The 14894-nt window shown below is 42.0% G+C and carries 24 protein-coding genes; all 24 read right to left on the bottom strand.

Annotated features, from left to right (window positions below):
* The 24 genes from IW492_RS05890 to IW492_RS05775 all read right to left on the bottom strand — a co-directional run bounded on the left by IW492_RS05890 (position 1) and on the right by IW492_RS05775 (position 14890).
* Entirely contained in the window at positions 1 to 465 is a 465-nt protein-coding gene (locus IW492_RS05890; RefSeq protein ID WP_202066584.1) for a phage head-tail connector protein, read from the bottom strand.
* Positions 443 to 661, bottom strand: coding sequence for a hypothetical protein (locus tag IW492_RS05885; RefSeq protein ID WP_202066582.1), 219 nt, complete (start codon positions 659 to 661; stop codon positions 443 to 445). Before IW492_RS05885 ends, IW492_RS05890 begins: the two co-directional genes overlap by 23 nt.
* Positions 642 to 1031 carry a hypothetical protein gene (locus IW492_RS05880; protein WP_202066581.1) on the bottom strand — a complete coding sequence of 130 codons (390 nt, stop codon included), beginning with the start codon at positions 1029 to 1031 and terminating at the stop codon, positions 642 to 644. The genes IW492_RS05885 and IW492_RS05880 overlap by 20 nt, the downstream gene beginning before the upstream one ends.
* Positions 1028 to 2464: a hypothetical protein gene (locus tag IW492_RS05875; protein ID WP_202066578.1), complete on the bottom strand. Its 1437-nt coding sequence runs from the start codon at positions 2462 to 2464 to the stop codon at positions 1028 to 1030. Before IW492_RS05875 ends, IW492_RS05880 begins: the two co-directional genes overlap by 4 nt.
* A 61-nt stretch (positions 2465 to 2525) precedes the next feature.
* Positions 2526 to 2894, bottom strand: coding sequence for a hypothetical protein (locus tag IW492_RS05870; protein WP_202066577.1), 369 nt, complete (start codon positions 2892 to 2894; stop codon positions 2526 to 2528).
* Between the two features lie 391 nt (positions 2895 to 3285).
* Positions 3286 to 4254: a hypothetical protein gene (locus IW492_RS05865; protein WP_202066575.1), complete on the bottom strand. Its 969-nt coding sequence runs from the start codon at positions 4252 to 4254 to the stop codon at positions 3286 to 3288.
* Between the two features lie 419 nt (positions 4255 to 4673).
* Entirely contained in the window at positions 4674 to 5213 is a 540-nt protein-coding gene (locus IW492_RS05860) for a hypothetical protein (RefSeq protein ID WP_202066573.1), read from the bottom strand.
* Positions 5210 to 5860: a hypothetical protein gene (locus IW492_RS05855; protein WP_202066571.1), complete on the bottom strand. Its 651-nt coding sequence runs from the start codon at positions 5858 to 5860 to the stop codon at positions 5210 to 5212. The genes IW492_RS05860 and IW492_RS05855 overlap by 4 nt, the downstream gene beginning before the upstream one ends.
* Positions 5861 to 5862: 2 nt before the next feature.
* Entirely contained in the window at positions 5863 to 7167 is a 1305-nt protein-coding gene (locus tag IW492_RS05850) for a phage portal protein (protein ID WP_202066569.1), read from the bottom strand.
* Positions 7167 to 8399, bottom strand: a complete 1233-nt coding sequence (locus IW492_RS05845; RefSeq protein ID WP_202066708.1) for a PBSX family phage terminase large subunit — start codon at positions 8397 to 8399, stop codon at positions 7167 to 7169. The genes IW492_RS05850 and IW492_RS05845 overlap by 1 nt, the downstream gene beginning before the upstream one ends.
* The gene (locus tag IW492_RS05840) at positions 8380 to 8808 is read right to left on the bottom strand and encodes a terminase small subunit (RefSeq protein WP_202066564.1); all 429 of its coding nucleotides are present in this window, start codon (positions 8806 to 8808) and stop codon (positions 8380 to 8382) included. The genes IW492_RS05845 and IW492_RS05840 overlap by 20 nt, the downstream gene beginning before the upstream one ends.
* A 189-nt stretch (positions 8809 to 8997) precedes the next feature.
* Complete coding sequence (locus IW492_RS05835; RefSeq protein WP_202066562.1) at positions 8998 to 9321, bottom strand: hypothetical protein; 324 nt, start codon at positions 9319 to 9321, stop codon at positions 8998 to 9000.
* Positions 9293 to 9544, bottom strand: coding sequence for a hypothetical protein (locus IW492_RS05830; protein ID WP_202066560.1), 252 nt, complete (start codon positions 9542 to 9544; stop codon positions 9293 to 9295). The genes IW492_RS05835 and IW492_RS05830 overlap by 29 nt, the downstream gene beginning before the upstream one ends.
* Entirely contained in the window at positions 9541 to 9951 is a 411-nt protein-coding gene (locus IW492_RS05825; RefSeq protein ID WP_202066558.1) for a RusA family crossover junction endodeoxyribonuclease, read from the bottom strand. Before IW492_RS05825 ends, IW492_RS05830 begins: the two co-directional genes overlap by 4 nt.
* Positions 9944 to 10186: a hypothetical protein gene (locus IW492_RS05820; RefSeq protein WP_202066554.1), complete on the bottom strand. Its 243-nt coding sequence runs from the start codon at positions 10184 to 10186 to the stop codon at positions 9944 to 9946. Before IW492_RS05820 ends, IW492_RS05825 begins: the two co-directional genes overlap by 8 nt.
* Positions 10179 to 10394 carry a hypothetical protein gene (locus IW492_RS05815; protein ID WP_202066553.1) on the bottom strand — a complete coding sequence of 72 codons (216 nt, stop codon included), beginning with the start codon at positions 10392 to 10394 and terminating at the stop codon, positions 10179 to 10181. Before IW492_RS05815 ends, IW492_RS05820 begins: the two co-directional genes overlap by 8 nt.
* A 3-nt stretch (positions 10395 to 10397) precedes the next feature.
* The gene (locus tag IW492_RS05810; RefSeq protein WP_202066552.1) at positions 10398 to 10691 is read right to left on the bottom strand and encodes a hypothetical protein; all 294 of its coding nucleotides are present in this window, start codon (positions 10689 to 10691) and stop codon (positions 10398 to 10400) included.
* Positions 10692 to 10758: 67 nt separating this feature from the next.
* Complete coding sequence (locus tag IW492_RS05805; protein WP_202066551.1) at positions 10759 to 11016, bottom strand: hypothetical protein; 258 nt, start codon at positions 11014 to 11016, stop codon at positions 10759 to 10761.
* A gap of 3 nt (positions 11017 to 11019) precedes the next feature.
* Positions 11020 to 11337: a hypothetical protein gene (locus IW492_RS05800; RefSeq protein WP_202066543.1), complete on the bottom strand. Its 318-nt coding sequence runs from the start codon at positions 11335 to 11337 to the stop codon at positions 11020 to 11022.
* 12 nt (positions 11338 to 11349) lie between these two features.
* On the bottom strand, positions 11350 to 11568 hold the full coding sequence (locus tag IW492_RS05795; RefSeq protein ID WP_202066541.1) for a hypothetical protein: 219 nt from the start codon (positions 11566 to 11568) through the stop codon (positions 11350 to 11352).
* Positions 11565 to 11759 (bottom strand): hypothetical protein, encoded by a 195-nt coding sequence (locus tag IW492_RS05790; protein WP_202066539.1) that lies wholly within the window; start codon positions 11757 to 11759, stop codon positions 11565 to 11567. The genes IW492_RS05795 and IW492_RS05790 overlap by 4 nt, the downstream gene beginning before the upstream one ends.
* 4 nt (positions 11760 to 11763) lie before the next feature.
* The gene (locus IW492_RS05785; RefSeq protein ID WP_236671796.1) at positions 11764 to 12180 is read right to left on the bottom strand and encodes a hypothetical protein; all 417 of its coding nucleotides are present in this window, start codon (positions 12178 to 12180) and stop codon (positions 11764 to 11766) included.
* 237 nt (positions 12181 to 12417) lie between these two features.
* Positions 12418 to 14655 carry an AAA family ATPase gene (locus tag IW492_RS05780; RefSeq protein WP_202066537.1) on the bottom strand — a complete coding sequence of 746 codons (2238 nt, stop codon included), beginning with the start codon at positions 14653 to 14655 and terminating at the stop codon, positions 12418 to 12420.
* A complete protein-coding gene (locus tag IW492_RS05775; RefSeq protein WP_202066535.1) occupies positions 14645 to 14890 on the bottom strand; it encodes a hypothetical protein in 246 nt (81 codons plus the stop codon). The genes IW492_RS05780 and IW492_RS05775 overlap by 11 nt, the downstream gene beginning before the upstream one ends.
* Positions 14891 to 14894 lie beyond the last annotated feature (4 nt).

The following is a 14894-nucleotide window of genomic DNA, read 5'->3' as shown; positions in this document are numbered from 1 at the left end:
TTAACCACCACCAAGAATGTTCGTATAATACCAGGTGCCATTGGCCAACAAAGGGACACGATAACCTAGATCCATTCTTGTGTTTGTGTCATCCCGTGTGCTGGCCATAATCAGCTTCCAGTGCATAACCTTGTTTTTGATTGTGTCTTTTATTTTGCCCTCCCATTTACTCAATGGGTCAGCTTCCCAGGTGATACTTTCACCGTCTTGTGTCCGGGAACTCATTCCCTCTTCACTTAAACGATTGAAACGATACACAGCACTCTCAATCAGTGCGATACGGCCTAAAGCCTCAAATTTCACGGTGTCAACTTCTTCACCGGCTATTAATGAATACAGGTACCCGCTGGCCAGCTTGTAAGCTTGTTCCAGTTGATCATCGGCACCCTCTTCATCAGAAACCCCGGTCAATGTCAGAAGTTCAGCACGAACCTCTGCATAATTAATCGCTTGGATCTCGTCCATGGTCGCCACCTACCTTTACACCAGTCCAAACGGCAAACATTGAATTGACGAAGATAGCAACGATCCCGCCAACCTTCTGGACTTCTTCAGCGTATGGCCAATTGAATACACCGGCTAAACTAATGTATAAAATCACACCTGCCGATAAAGTCCCCGTCACTAATGACAATAAGCGTTCATTTGATACGTTTTTCATCAAGACTTATCACTCCTTTACTCAAATCTTCTTCAAACTTCCGAACCCTCACAGTTGTATGTGAGTTCCAACCATGGCCCTTGTATTCGTCATAGGCTTTGAATAATTCACTCAAATCGTTATCACTAATTTTTTTATCCTGATGGGCTTTTTCAATCAAGCGAAAAATTGTAGCTTGCAGATTGCTTCTTTTTATTTCTTTTAAATCGTCAGTAACGTTTTCGACTCTAGCATCAATACCCTCCAGCTGTTCATCAAAAGCCCCTAGCCTGTCCAATATTTTTTTATTGCCAGACTGCACAGCTGTGACGAAAGCAACAAGAACTGTTCCGGCGACAGTGATAATAGTCACGAGAATTTGTTCGCTCATGAGACAATCACATCACTAATTCTTTGCACAGTAAAAGTTACGTTCTTATCTCCGGAGGTTAAAAATGATGGACAAGTGACTAATACCCTGAAAACACTGCCTAAAGACGTGGATACATTGAAATTGATTGTTCCTAGCGAGTTTGCTGTACCGTAGCCCAGACCAGCGTTATCAGCATCAAAGCTGACAGTTTCAGCTCCACTTGCAAGCACTTCATATACAGATTTTCTTTGAGCACCGGCGCTGCTATATTCATAATATCCAGCGAACCCCACCCCTAAATTTTCTTCGGTATCGTTTCTAACGAACATTTCCCACGTAGGATTACCGCCGATCGCGCCGCCGTTAGGTTTTAGAATGAAAGAGACTTCATCGAAGTCGACACTATAGTCTTCAGTTTCGTCAAAGCTGAACACAATCGCTTGAGTTTTCGCCTCGATCTTGTCTAAGCGATCGCTGTATGAGGATAGCGTGCTGTTGATAGTATCAATACCGTTTTGAAGCGTTTCATCACCCGCAACCCTATCGCTCGTTTCAGTAGTCAAATCCGCTTCAACTCGTTCTAATTCGGATTGAAGGGCTGCATCTCCCGCGATTCTCGCCGCTTCCTCTGCATCTAAATCGGTCTGGAATGTATCAATTTGATTCTGCAAGTTATCGTCACCAGCTGTTCGAGCAGTCTCTTCTGCAGCTAAATCTAAACGAATGGCAGCATCTTCTGAGATACGCTCTGATTCTTCTGAATCAATATTCGTCTGGAGAATGACATCTGCCTGAGATCTACTTGCCGCTTCTGCGTTATCGCCGTTTTGCCGTGCTAATTTTTCTTCATTTAATTCTGAATGGAGATCATTATCGGCGGCTTCGCGCTCTGTTTCTTCTCTCAAAATGTTTGCTTGTAGAATATCGTCAGCCGCTTCACGGTCCGCTACTTCTTTAGACAAATCTGTTCGTATTGCTGTGTCCTGGTCAATACGTGCATTTTTCTCAATATCAATATTTGTTTGCAGCTGAGTATCAATGTTCTGCCTTGTCAAAGCTTCAGAATCCAAATTGGATTGCAGCGTTTCATCAGCGCTCTCTCTAATTGCTGCCTCTGCTTCCAATTGCGAAGCCGTGGCGAACTTAGGCGATTGTGCTAACACGTTGCCGCTCACATCCCTAAACGTCAATACACCATCATCAATAGTCACTGTTTCAACGTATTTAGATAAGGCGATTGTTTGAATCGAACCATTCGAATAAGTGACAGTTAAAATGTCATTCTCAGCATTTGTGGAAATGGAATCTATGCCTTCGTCAACCCATTTAGTAGACTCAATTAAAGCCCTGATATTAGCAGAAAAAATAGTTTCCTGCGGATTGATCGGCCCACTATCAGCAGTGCCCCAGCCGTTCAAAATCTGTGAACGTGTTTTACTTGGTGTAGCCATGTGGTATTCTCCTTTCAATAAATTTTAGGGGTAAGCAGATCGCCACACCCCTAAAAAAGTTTTATTCTGGCTCTGGAGGCGTCGTATCCAGAGGATAGGCATACTGCGTATCGTCATTACTCGGCTCTGCCTCTTCGCCCACATTCTGATCTCTAACTGTATTTGTTGGATTGTCAGTGTCTGTATACGGTTTAAGCGAAGCGTTCGGATATGTTTCTGTGTCAGAAATAATCCACTCGATTGGCTCGACCCACGATTTATCATGCATTGCTTCTAAAGCTATTCCCCATTCATGTGTCCTGGAGTCATCACCAGCATTATTGCTATAGCTATCACTAGTGATTGATCCAACAAAATACTTGTCAGGCATCCAGCCGGCTGGTACCGGTGTGCCGTTGTTATCAAGGATTGTCAGGCCGTCGCTGGTCACTGTTGGCGTAACTTCCCAGATCTCCACTAGCTCATTGTTTCTAAAAGCCCACTCAAGTAATTCATGTGCTTCAACCGAAACGGTTTCGGACGTCGTGAAGGTTAGCTCTTTCGTGTCGTCTCCGTTTCGTGTTGTTACGCTGCGAACGCCCCTGGTTGTTCGTGTCGTCGTACTGTTTGTTCCTTTTTCGTAGCTATAGCCAAAGTCGCTTACCATTTCCAAGCGATAAGCTGGCATAGCGTTTCTCATAGAATAGATCCGGAAAAAGAACGCCGAATCATTTGGTAAGATTCCTGTAATATCTAAAGCGGTTGTTTTTAATACCATGTCGTTTTAGTCCTTTCAATTAAATTTATCAACGTCGTAACTCGTTTCATCAAAACGAGCACCGTTAGGGCGCTGGAGTAAAATCGGATAAGTTAGTAAAGGCTAACTCGCTACCGTTATCAATAAACGCATAGTCCATGTAAGCAATCGCACGCGCCCCGATTTTGTCATTGGTCCAGTAAGAAACGCCTGTAGAATTTGCCGGACTGTTGTAGGCACCAGGTCCTGTATTTCCTGTAAAACCTTCATGAGCATCGTATGCAGAATTAGAAACTTGTAACTCGACATCGCCCAATCTTGAAACAAACAAGCGACTACGATCAAACACGATAAAAGGTTGTTCTCCGGCAGCAGGCGTGAAACCTGTCATTCTTGCCAGATCCCTCATGCCAGGCATTTTTACAAATAAAGCATCACTCATGGCATGAGACCAAACTTCGCCCGGAATCAACGTAGTAAAGTTATTGAACTCGAACATTCTCAAACTTTGAAGCATAACAGTTGGTTGACCCCCTGCATCAGAAATTTCGTCGACTAGTTCCATAATGGCTCCTAATTGATCGGTGGTCCCTGTATTAGTATTTTTTACAGAACGTGCAAATACTGAATTCGGATCTCGTAAAGTACCCTGCAAGTTAAAAACTGGGTCTTCGTCGATACCAAAAATCGCCTGCTGGTCAAATTTTTTGTTGATCGCTCTGCGGTAATGAGAAGCGCTGGACAATACAAGTCCGCCAGAAAGTTTGTAGCTTAAACCGTCTGTATACTCACGTGTAGCATATCCGTGTAAGTCCAGTAATCCCGTTACATCATCACGAGTTGTTAGCGGAATATATTGGTTACTCAATACAGAATACGCTTCAATATCTCCGCGACCTTTCAATTTAACTAGTCCACTTTCGTCAGTAGGCTCAACAATTTTGCCTAGCGTCAAAGCACGAGAATTGTAATTTGTTTCTCCGTTCAGTAAAAATTTATATCCACCATCGTCTGTTGAAATTAATTCGTTATCACCAATTATTGGATAAGGCATTTAATTTACCCTCTTTCTTTTTTTATTTAAGCCGATTATTCAAATAAAAAAAGCAGCATGGCTAAACAACGTATCTAAATACGCTATCTATCCATGCTGCTGCAGTATTCTACCCGCATAAGCACATAAACTTTGTAACATTGGTAGTTTATTTCACATTATCAGCTTTTACCAAATACATTTCGTACGGTCCCTTTCAGTATTCTACCCGGCCGGTCCCTAGAGAAACACACATCGCAAGCTCTCGCCATTGGTAATGCACCACTCATTACTCTTTATATTTAAAACTGACACACGTTATCACAGTATTCTACCCGCTCAAACGCTAGTTCCACACCCATCGCTATTACATCGCCTAGGAAATATTCGACTTTTCATTAGTACAATATCATGAAAGTAGATCAAAAAAGGCTCAATCTTTACACAAAACCTTGTGATTCTAAAATGTCTCGAGGAGCTACATAGTTTTGTTTGGCCGGTTTGCCTCCACTTTGATTGATAGGAAGTTTCGATTTAGGAGCATTCTCATTTGCCAGACGATCGATTTCCGCCTGCTTTGCATCAGCAATTAACTTCGCTTGTGCCTCAATCTGCAGCTTGATTGTTTCTTTCTCAAATGAAGCGTATACCTCTGCAAACTGTTGATCCGCCGGAAGCCCATTTGTGGCCAACAAAGATTGAGCATAATTCACACGTGTCTCGCGTTCCAACCCTGCAATGTATTCCTGAGCCTTCGCAGCTTCTTCAGCTTGGCGTTGTTTGGCCAGTTCCTGCTCAGTCATGCTTGACTCTTGAATCTGCTTAATTTTTGCATCCAGCTCAGTTGTAGCCGAAGCGACTCTTTTGGCTACTGCAGCATCCAATTCCGCTTGACTAAATTTCTTTTCTTTTAGCTGTTCTTCAAGTTTTTCCTTTTCGGCTTTTAATGCTTCCATTTCTTTCTTTTCTTCTTCAGTCATATTGTAGCCTCCCGTTGTTTTTTAAGTAGAAAATCCTTTATCCGTTTATCACTCATCGTTGGCGGAATCAGCTCAGCCGTACACATGCAATTGTGATGCACGGGATATCGTTCTTTAAACTCTTCGATCGTCATTATCATCCTGTTGTATTTCTGACAAAGACCATCAGCCTGCGAACGCGCCCGCCAAATGACCAGCCCGCCCCGATCGCTTTTGCCGTACTCACCTTCTACCGCTGCATCCAGCACGTTGTAATTCGCTTCAGCAAATACTTGCATACGATTAAACAACTTCACACTACTGGAAAACTGCTTTGCCACTTTATACGCTTCGCTGGTATCATTTTTGAACAATCCGCTCACTAAAGCTTTCTTTAATTTGATTTCAAACTTTTGGCGTGTTTCGAATGGATACCATTTATTTTTAGGGACTGCCCATTCAATAATTGCACTGGCTAATTTTTCTGGATCCGCTGAACCGGCACTAATCATTTGCTGAATAGATTCCCGAATAGTCTTATCATCTTTCTTGTCGTTTCCGTAAAAGTTTAACAAGGCCATCAAAGCCACCAGCTTAGTATCTAATTTGTCATTGAAAGTCAAAGCAATGGCTAATAATGCAAGCTGCTTCTTTGTCGATTTATCCACAGCTACTCACTCCCTATGAAGCTGTTTACCAATGCTACTGGGTCGCTGTCTGAAATCTTAGCACTCTGTAGTCTTGACAACTCAGCAGAAACTTGTTCATCTGACCACTCAGGAAAAGCTAGTCTGATTTTAGTTTCATCGCTTAGATAATCAATGTCGTTCAGTGCCTTCATATTTTCGTTAGGACTTTGAGGCGTTTCGATCTCATAAGAAAGTTCTTCGGTGTTTAGAATCTCTTTAAATACGTCGATCACATCATCCGCCAAACTCTTAGCCAGCTGAATAGTTTCATATAGATAAATTCTTATCGTATCAGTAGACACATTCCCCGCTACCTGTTCAAAATCTGGCATGTTTAGGGTTGAATAAATTTCTTTTCTGATTCGATCCGACCATTTCTCACGGGCTTCGGTGTTCAACGGTGGGGCGATAAATTGCGCCGATGGGGTTGAACCGAAAGTGCCGTCCCCCGATATCTGGTGTTCAAAAGCCAATACGTTTATAGCTTCTTCGCCGATCGCTTGCAGCTGTTCTGGCGTGATCCCCTGGGAACTGTCAATGCCTGTGATCGTCAAAATACTTTCAGCAAACGCCTTTAAGCTTGAACCGTTATCGTTTAGGCTGTCAGTATAAGCGTTAATCAGGTTGACCGCATCCGCATATACCGGCTTCATTTCATCAATTTTTACAAGCTTGTACCACTCAATAGAAAAGCTTTCCTCCTGGGCTACATATCCCTTCTTTTCTTCGTATACATAGCGGCGGCCATCTGTCAGTATGTCCCCATCATCATTAATTAAGGCGATCACTTCATCGCTTGTATTGAAGATAGGCTCGAAGTCTGTTTCTTTGTTTACCCCTGAATTTGAATAAACAAGACAATAGCCTTTCATTAAAGTATTTTTTAATATTTTATATGTCAAACTGGTACTAACATTCCATTTTATACTTGAAGCGAAGAACTTCACCACTTTTTTATCAAATGGGACATAAACGCCGTATTTGTTTATTCCAAATGAATGGTTAACAGAAAGTTGGCCGGTATTCTCTTTTAAATACTTTTCTAAATCATCCGTAACAATAAAGCGGTGGGGCTTATATGCTCCCTCCATGCTAAATTTTTTCTTTGTCTGAATAGCTTCCCGGATCTTTCGTTGCATTGCCTGCTTGCTATCCATGAACGGAAAGCGTCGGCCTTCTCCTGCCACGGCTGCCGCAATCTCTCCGGTTTTTGTCGCCTGTCCAATCGGCGTGCCGTTTTCTGGTGCTTCGTCCATGCTTTCATCTGTAAAATTTACGTCTGCCATTAGACCTTCCCTCTACTTTCCTGGTTGTACCACCCACGAACGCCGTAACGCATGGCATCAAGTAAATGGTGACTTCCAATATATTCTGTACCGTCTTGAACATAGCCGCTTATTTCTCCGATAAGGTCCCGACTATTTTCATGAACATAGATATTAAACAGCTTCACCGTTGCAATTCCGTCCGCTCTTTTTCCTTTATGCTTGGCGGTTTTCATCGGATTCACTTTATACCCTCGATTTTTTAAATATGTGTTAGCTACCCCGATATTGGTATCGGCGTATATTTTTACACCTTTTTCAAGCTTCGCCGGTATTTGTTCCAGCTGAAGCGTATTAGAATAAGCGACCTGCTTCACGTATAAATTCATGTTTTCTGGATCAATCCATAATTTTACGATGGCGGTTGGGTCACCCGCTCCATTATCATTCCCCCAGTCAAGCCCGGTCACTTCGACAAGGCCTTTCGGTGTACCGCTGAATGTTTTCCACTTCGGATAAACAACGCCGTCAGTCATACCCCATTCGCCGTTAGCGACGACAGCGCCACGTTGGGGGTCAACTTCCAATACACGCTCATAACGCTCTCTGTCGTCATCTGTCAGCCACTCGTTCACCCTGAAGGTTGTAGTTGTCGAAAAGGTGTCCGGCCGCTTCGTTCCCTCGTCAAAAAATTCTTTCTTCAGCCAGTGATTTTCAGACCAGGGGTTAAAGGTTAAAGTTATTTGCTTGTAAAAGTCTTCTGGTGCATCGACCCCGCCCCGGATGGATTCGACAACCGTGTCAAATTTTTCTTTGCTTTCAATCTGATAAGCTTCTTCAAACCATGCCCAACATAGAAAACCAATATCCACAGAAATGGAAGTGATTTTCAGTTCGTCGTCCAATCCTCTAAAAAGAATCTTCTGCCCGGTCGCTTTCACAGTGATCTCCGGCAGCGATTCATTGAACTTGAATAGATGGGCAACCTTCAGCCTGTTACACGCCCACTTCAAATCGGAATAGGTGGATTGTTTATTTGTATTAGAGAACCGCCGGACCACCAACAGATTGGCCCAGGGATATTTTAAAATGTCGTGAATGTAACACAGTGCCGTGTTCTTGGATTTCTTGGACCCACGGGATCCCTTCACAGCCCTGTAAAAGTTCCGGCTATGATAAAACCGGTTATAGCCTTTGCCTAAAGCTCCGGCCATTTTGATAATGATTTTCGGTTTAGTCTTCTGTTGGGACATCATCAACAAACGTCACCCCGACTTCTCCGGTAATCTCTTTTTTATCAGTGAACAACGCATGACGTTTGCCCAGTAACTCAGCAGCTTTAAGCCGGTCTTTGGCTCCGACCTCTATTTCTGTAACGCCCTGTGCACCTTCTCCTAGGCCCACGAGAGTTTGTTCAGTCTGTTCCCCTCTCATTACAGCCGTTAGGTACTCTAAGACCTCTTGACCATCTGCAGTGCGTTTATTGTGCATTTTCTCGAGTTGTTCAGCTATATATGTTTTCAAATCAGGTTTATTCAGGTTTTCGTTTCCAATCGAGTAAGCCGTTTTCGGGCTATATCCAGCTTCGACAGCTGCCTGTTTAGCGTTTCCCGATATAATGTAAAAATCGCAGAACCGCTGCTGTTTTTCCGTTAATGCCATCGTCTCACCTCTATTCTTGTAACTATGTAAAATGCACCGCCAAATTAATGACGGCACAAAGGGAAAAAGGAGTATAAATGAATCAGTTGTGTAAAAGTACCAAAACAAAAAAGGAGTATATGGCTTCAGCAAAACGCATCTACCATATACCCTTTATATCATGAAAGTTGAGTGAAAAAGGCTCAACATTTATTCCCAGTAAATGCTTAACTCCTGGGCTACCTTTTTGAAAAAGGCTTTCCGCTTTCGCTTAATAGAGGACCATGAATAATGTGCCTCATTCAAAGATTTATTCATACTGTACCGCTTGAAGTAATAGCATTCAATAAATCGCTTGAGGTTTTCATCCAGTTCATTATCCAGGCAGCCCTTAATGGCATCTTTTGTATAAATAATTTTTATGGCCACCTCGGCATCATCGTCCCCAAGCTTTCGCAAGTGATCATCAAAATACGGATATTCAAACATGAGATCCCGAACCTTCTCAAACCCGTTTTTGTGCATTCGTTTCATCGTCTCCCCCCTTCGCCTTTCTATATTGTTGATCCAGGTACCCGATCAGCATGCTCATTTGCTGCTTTACCAGCTCATGATTGCCGTACTTGTTGCAAAGCTCTCCGGCAGACTTCACAACATGATCCCAGTATTCATCGGTGAAAATCGAATGGCGTTGTACTACCTCATTGATCTGGTCCATCCAGGCTGTCACGTCTTGAAAAAATGCCCTGTAATTCATGATAGCTGCTCCAGCTTGATATAAATTCCTGGTATTTTCGACCAAAATTTCTCAGTAATTGAACTGGATATTTGAGCATCATTTTTGAAATAGCCCAGGTCTTCCATACAATCTTCAAGCAATTTATTTGAGTTACCGGTATCTGGCTTCGTGTCTTTCCATTCGCCATCCTTATGATTTTCAGTAATAGGGAAACACCATTTTACTGTTAGTCTAAGCGGACCAGTCAGCTTTTTATCTGGTACATGCTGCCCAAGGTGAGCCATAAACTTTGCACGTGCAGCCTGCAGATCCGCTGGCTCATAAAAATGGGGCTTTCCAGTCTTTATCGTCATTTGAACATTGATTTGCTTCTGCTGGTGTGTAGTGGTTGGCACTTTGGCCATAGGCATGAAAAACTCAATCACTCTTCTGTACCTCCTTAAAAACAACCCCATCAAAGCTGCGAACAAAGCCCGTGACCCCTTCAACCTGTAATGGTTCGCAACGGTCGTTTATATATTCGATTTTATGTTTCCCTAGAATTTCTTTTGCTTCATCCGTCAAAATTTTCGTATTCTCCACAAAAGGAGAAAAGCCGAATTGTCTTTCAAATTGACCGATTAAAAGCTGCTCTTCTAATTCTTTCAACTGATCACTCATTTCGCCAGTCCCCATTTTTGTATAGAATGAAATAGACACGATCAATACTATCTTTCATGTCCTTCAACCGATCACCTGTTAAGCTAACCGTATAAATGACCAAGAAAAAAATGGTTTTTTCCCATTCATCAGCGACCAGGCTGATCATAGTTGCAAGCATAACCAGTGGCAGAAAACTAGCTTTAAATATTCTCAATAATTTAGTCATAGCCTATTCCCCTTTCGCTTCCTCTTCTAGCTCTGTCACCCACTCATTCAGTACAGTAAGCCCGTTCAATCCTGCTGGTGTATTTGAAAAATCAAACACCACTAACGGCTTACCATCTGCCAGCAAAATATCTTGTTCCTCCGGTGTAGCCACTTGAAATGGCCGCTTAACATCAACCTTGAAAATAGTCATTGAATACCCTGAACTATCTTTCGTAAAAAATGGTAGCAAGTTTCCCTCACCGAATTGGACCACCGGCAACCTACCATCCTGTAAATGATCGGTGATTATATCCACTGTTTTTCTCGAATAACTCCATTTCCTTTTTTTCTTCCATCGTATAAAAACCGTCCTTTCTCATTTCCTATACCTCAACCTTCTCATAAGTCTCAAGGAAAATATCCGGCTTGCACGGGTACAGCTCACCTTGTACGCCTTGAATAATATAATCATCAGGATTTGCATATATAGTGCCTTCGAGAGTTTTTATTCCGTATCCTTGAGGAATAATACTTTCAAATACTGTTCCATCCATCACAGCTATTGAAAGCCATTCTGGAAGTACATCTAAAGAATCAATCTTGTATGCTTCGATCACCACTGGTTTTTTTCTATATTTCATTTTCTACTCCCCTTTCGTACATTTGCAGTCAGGGCAGCATTTCCGTTGATCTTTCCAACCATCAGCACAAACGGCCATTTCACAGCCGCATTCTTTACAAAACTTCTTTGATCCCCATTCTGAAAAAGCAGCAAGCAGTTCATATTGCTCAAATTCAGTTAACTCTGCATAGGCATTATCCACTTTGATAGATTCTTGATCATTGAACCTTCTCATTTGCCATAAGTCACCAAGAAAGAAAATTGCTTTCATCGGTACATCACCGTCAACGTCCACACACCCTTTTAACCAGGTCAGCACTATTTGTTGGTTTTCGTTCATTTCCGTTTCCTCCTAAAAATCAAGTTCATCCGAACTCTTATTTATATATTTTTCACGCAACTGTTTTTCTTTTTCGATCTGCTCCCAATCACGCCTACGTGCTGTAAAACTTATATTCAATGCTGGCTCATATAGCTCAACATAATGTGAATACTTATTGTCACTCACTTCATGAAATTCATATTTAGACTTTCTAAGTAAGTGATAGCCAATAATGCTCGGAATTTTCATGATTTAATTTCCTCCACCCTCTCCCATTTCAAAACAACATCGCCGGTTCTTTCGTAAGAATCCAGCCAAACTTGGTTGCCGTCCGACATTATAACCAGCCTGAGCGGGTAACCCATTTCGTCATATTGAATAACATTTGAATAATGAGTTACTTGTCTCACCCGCTTTTTTCGTGTTTTAAAGAACCGCACTACGCTATCTCCTTCCTGCAAAATTATCTTTAATCACTTGATGAAGAACCTTCCCGACCCGGTTTATCATGTCTTCGTCCTGTTCATCGTAACCAGCTTCATAAAAAATGGCATGGGTGATTTCATGAAACAGTACATCGTCTTTTCTGTCATCACTCATTGAATCCACAATATTAATTTCTGTATTTTGATAACTACACGATCCCATGTAATTTCTATCTTGTGCAATCTCAACAAACGGCTTTTCTATAATTTGATAGGTGACACCCGCCGCTTTTATTTCGTCTGTATCAGTACGAAACTTTTCTTTATTCAAATGACTATTTATTTTCTGTAAAGCTTCTTGTTCTGAAATAGTACCTTCTACATAAAAGGACATTAAGATAGTTTCTATTTCTTTAATTTTTTTCTCAGCGTTCATAATATCCCTCTTTCGTGTTATTTTATTCTGGTCTACGCCATTTTTCTTTTTCTCTGTCGCCTCAAAATTTTGTCTCGTTGTATCCTTTTGTCTACTCTTCTCTCTTTCGAGAGAGTAGACAAGGATAACGGACAGCGGTGTGACAGGGTTTTTGAGGGTGTCTGTCGGTGTCTTTTCTATTTAGCCGACAACGTTAATAAGCTATTTAGATTAGACTAGCCTAGACACCGACAGTTTTTATTGACTATTTTCAATTTTTGTCATTTCACCGTTATTGATTTCAAATTTCCCGTGTTTTTTAACTCTGGTATAAACACTATTTCTTTTTATATCTAAATAATCGGCTATCTCATTAACTCCAATCGCTTCACCTTCAGGGCTAAGAATGTTAAATGCTTCCTCAAGTTCCCTGTTGCTTTTTTCTGAACGACTTTCGTTTGATTTTTGTACACCTTTTTTCCACTTATCGTTGGCGGTTTCCTCAATTTTTACATCTTGCAATGAATCATCAAGCACATGCACCGGGAACTTAAACCAGGCGTTTACTGTCTTGAATCGTGGAAACTCCCGCAGTGTCCCATCAAGCCGCCAAGCACTGCACTGTCTTGCTGCCTCAACAGCTTTCTGGCGTTCCTGTTCAATGATGGCCAACGTTGGTTGTGCCTGGATTGCAGCCATTAAATGGTGGCCCATTTGCTTTTTACTGGAATAATCATCAAGGCCTATTCCATCGTATGACGGGTTATAGGTTTGAATCGCCTTTGCGTAGGTGTCACAGATCGCTTGATTCTCCTGGACCATGTACCTATCTTCTGTCACCGGTAACTCTATTAAATCGAGAATGGCATCCGGATCTCTGGCAAATACGCCGGATCCAGAAGACCGGTCAATTGAGTTCTTGCCACCTTGGGAACCTTTACTGTGGTGGTGGCAATAGATCACTGCACAGCCTAATTCTGTGGCGATTTTGTCAAACTGGTTTGTAAAGTTGGCCATTTCATGAGCGCTGTTTTCGTCTCCAGTCAACACCTTATAAATAGGATCGATTACCACAGCAATGTACCCAGCTTTCTGTGCACGTCTGATCAGCTTAGGTGCCAGCTTATCCATGGGGCTTGTTTTTCCTCGTAAATTCCAGATATCTATATTAGATACATTCGCATGGCCATTTCCTAAACGCTTGTAAATTTCAACGATCCTATTCTTAGCAGAATTGGCATCAAGCTCCAGATTCACATAAAGGACTTTACCCTGAGTACATGGAAAGCCTAACCATGGAAGCCCCTCAGCAATTGCAATGACCAGCTGCATCAATAGAAACGATTTACCGGCTTTTGATGGTCCAGCGATCAACATTTTATGACCTTGGCGCAGAACGCCCTTGATCAGTTCTGGTGCCAACACTATTTCAGTGTCAAAGAGATCGGCCAGACTTTCCGGATCCGGCAGATTATCGTTCATGTCCTCGATATATTCCTGCCATTCTTCCCATGATCCTTTACCGATATTTTTTGCAATAGTGAACTGCTTCTGATCACCTCGGATAAATCCAGGCAACCTTGTGAGCCTTGAAGGGTTCTTGTTCTGCTTATCCACTCTAAGGCCGTTTTTTTCAACGATCTTATATAGGTAATCCACACGCTCCTGGTATTGTGGATAGTTGACTGCATCAATTTTCACGATGGCATGAAGGCTTTTCCCTCCGGAATACGTCAATGCTACAATTGGCAGCTCCAGTTCTCTTAGAATTTCATGCTGTTGCTCTATTTTCATGCTGTCCGATTCCACAAGGGCATAGCGGAAATCCACTACGTTAGTGTTTTTGGTTCCCTCACCATCCATGGGATTGAAACGGATCCATGCACCACATTCCAGGTTAGGATCTCCCATGACTGCACCGATATCACCATTGTTTTTTCTTAAAGCATCAATAATCTCGCCAGCTGTGCGGGTATAAACACCATTTCTTGGCAGCCACTTTTCTGTGCCATCTGCCTTTTTATCTGGATAGCCATCATTTACATAGCTGATCACATCCCCAGGAGAAAAAACAGTTTCCAGGTAATCGATTATTTCCTTTGAAGGGTTCCAATGCTTTGGCTCTTGGATCTCTTTTCCCATGACCCAATCAGTTTTCACAAGCTTATAGCCTTTATCCACATCTGTTGCTATAAAACTATCGTTCCAATCAAGAAAAGAATCATCATCAGAATAGGAACTTTGCCAGCCATTCTCTTTGGCCAGCTGCGTGATTGTGGCACCTGTGACTGGCAAGCCCGTGCCTTTGAACGTTTCCCATTTCTTTAGGCATTCACCAGGACGATAACGGCCATCGCTTTGGCTCCATACGTCCCAATCTTCTGCCGTGTAACCTTCTTGCTTCAAGGCCATGCCTACGTTCAGCCACTCACCGTAAGCTAGTGTGCTTGGATCAATGTAGTTTAGTAATTCAGTTAAATCCAATTTATTCACCATTTAAATATCCCTCATAAAGAGCCACAATTGTTTCGTCTGCATCAGAATAATTCGGTTGATTAAGGCAAAATATATTATTAACCAAAGAATCAGTGTGAAAAATTCTTTGATACATTTGAGGAAATTGAGTTGGTACATTATGCACATTTTTAACAGAAAGCTGACCATTAAATGCAGCTCTTCTTTCTTTAAATCTTTCCAGCTCTTCCTTTTCTTCTTTTGATATTTTTTCCATCACC

The sequence above is a fragment of the Enterococcus sp. BWB1-3 genome (assembly GCF_016745275.1).
Lineage (GTDB): Bacteria > Bacillota > Bacilli > Lactobacillales > Enterococcaceae > Enterococcus_L.
The sequence above is the reverse complement of the archived record's forward strand: the minus strand, read 5'-3'. Positions and strand labels throughout refer to the sequence as shown.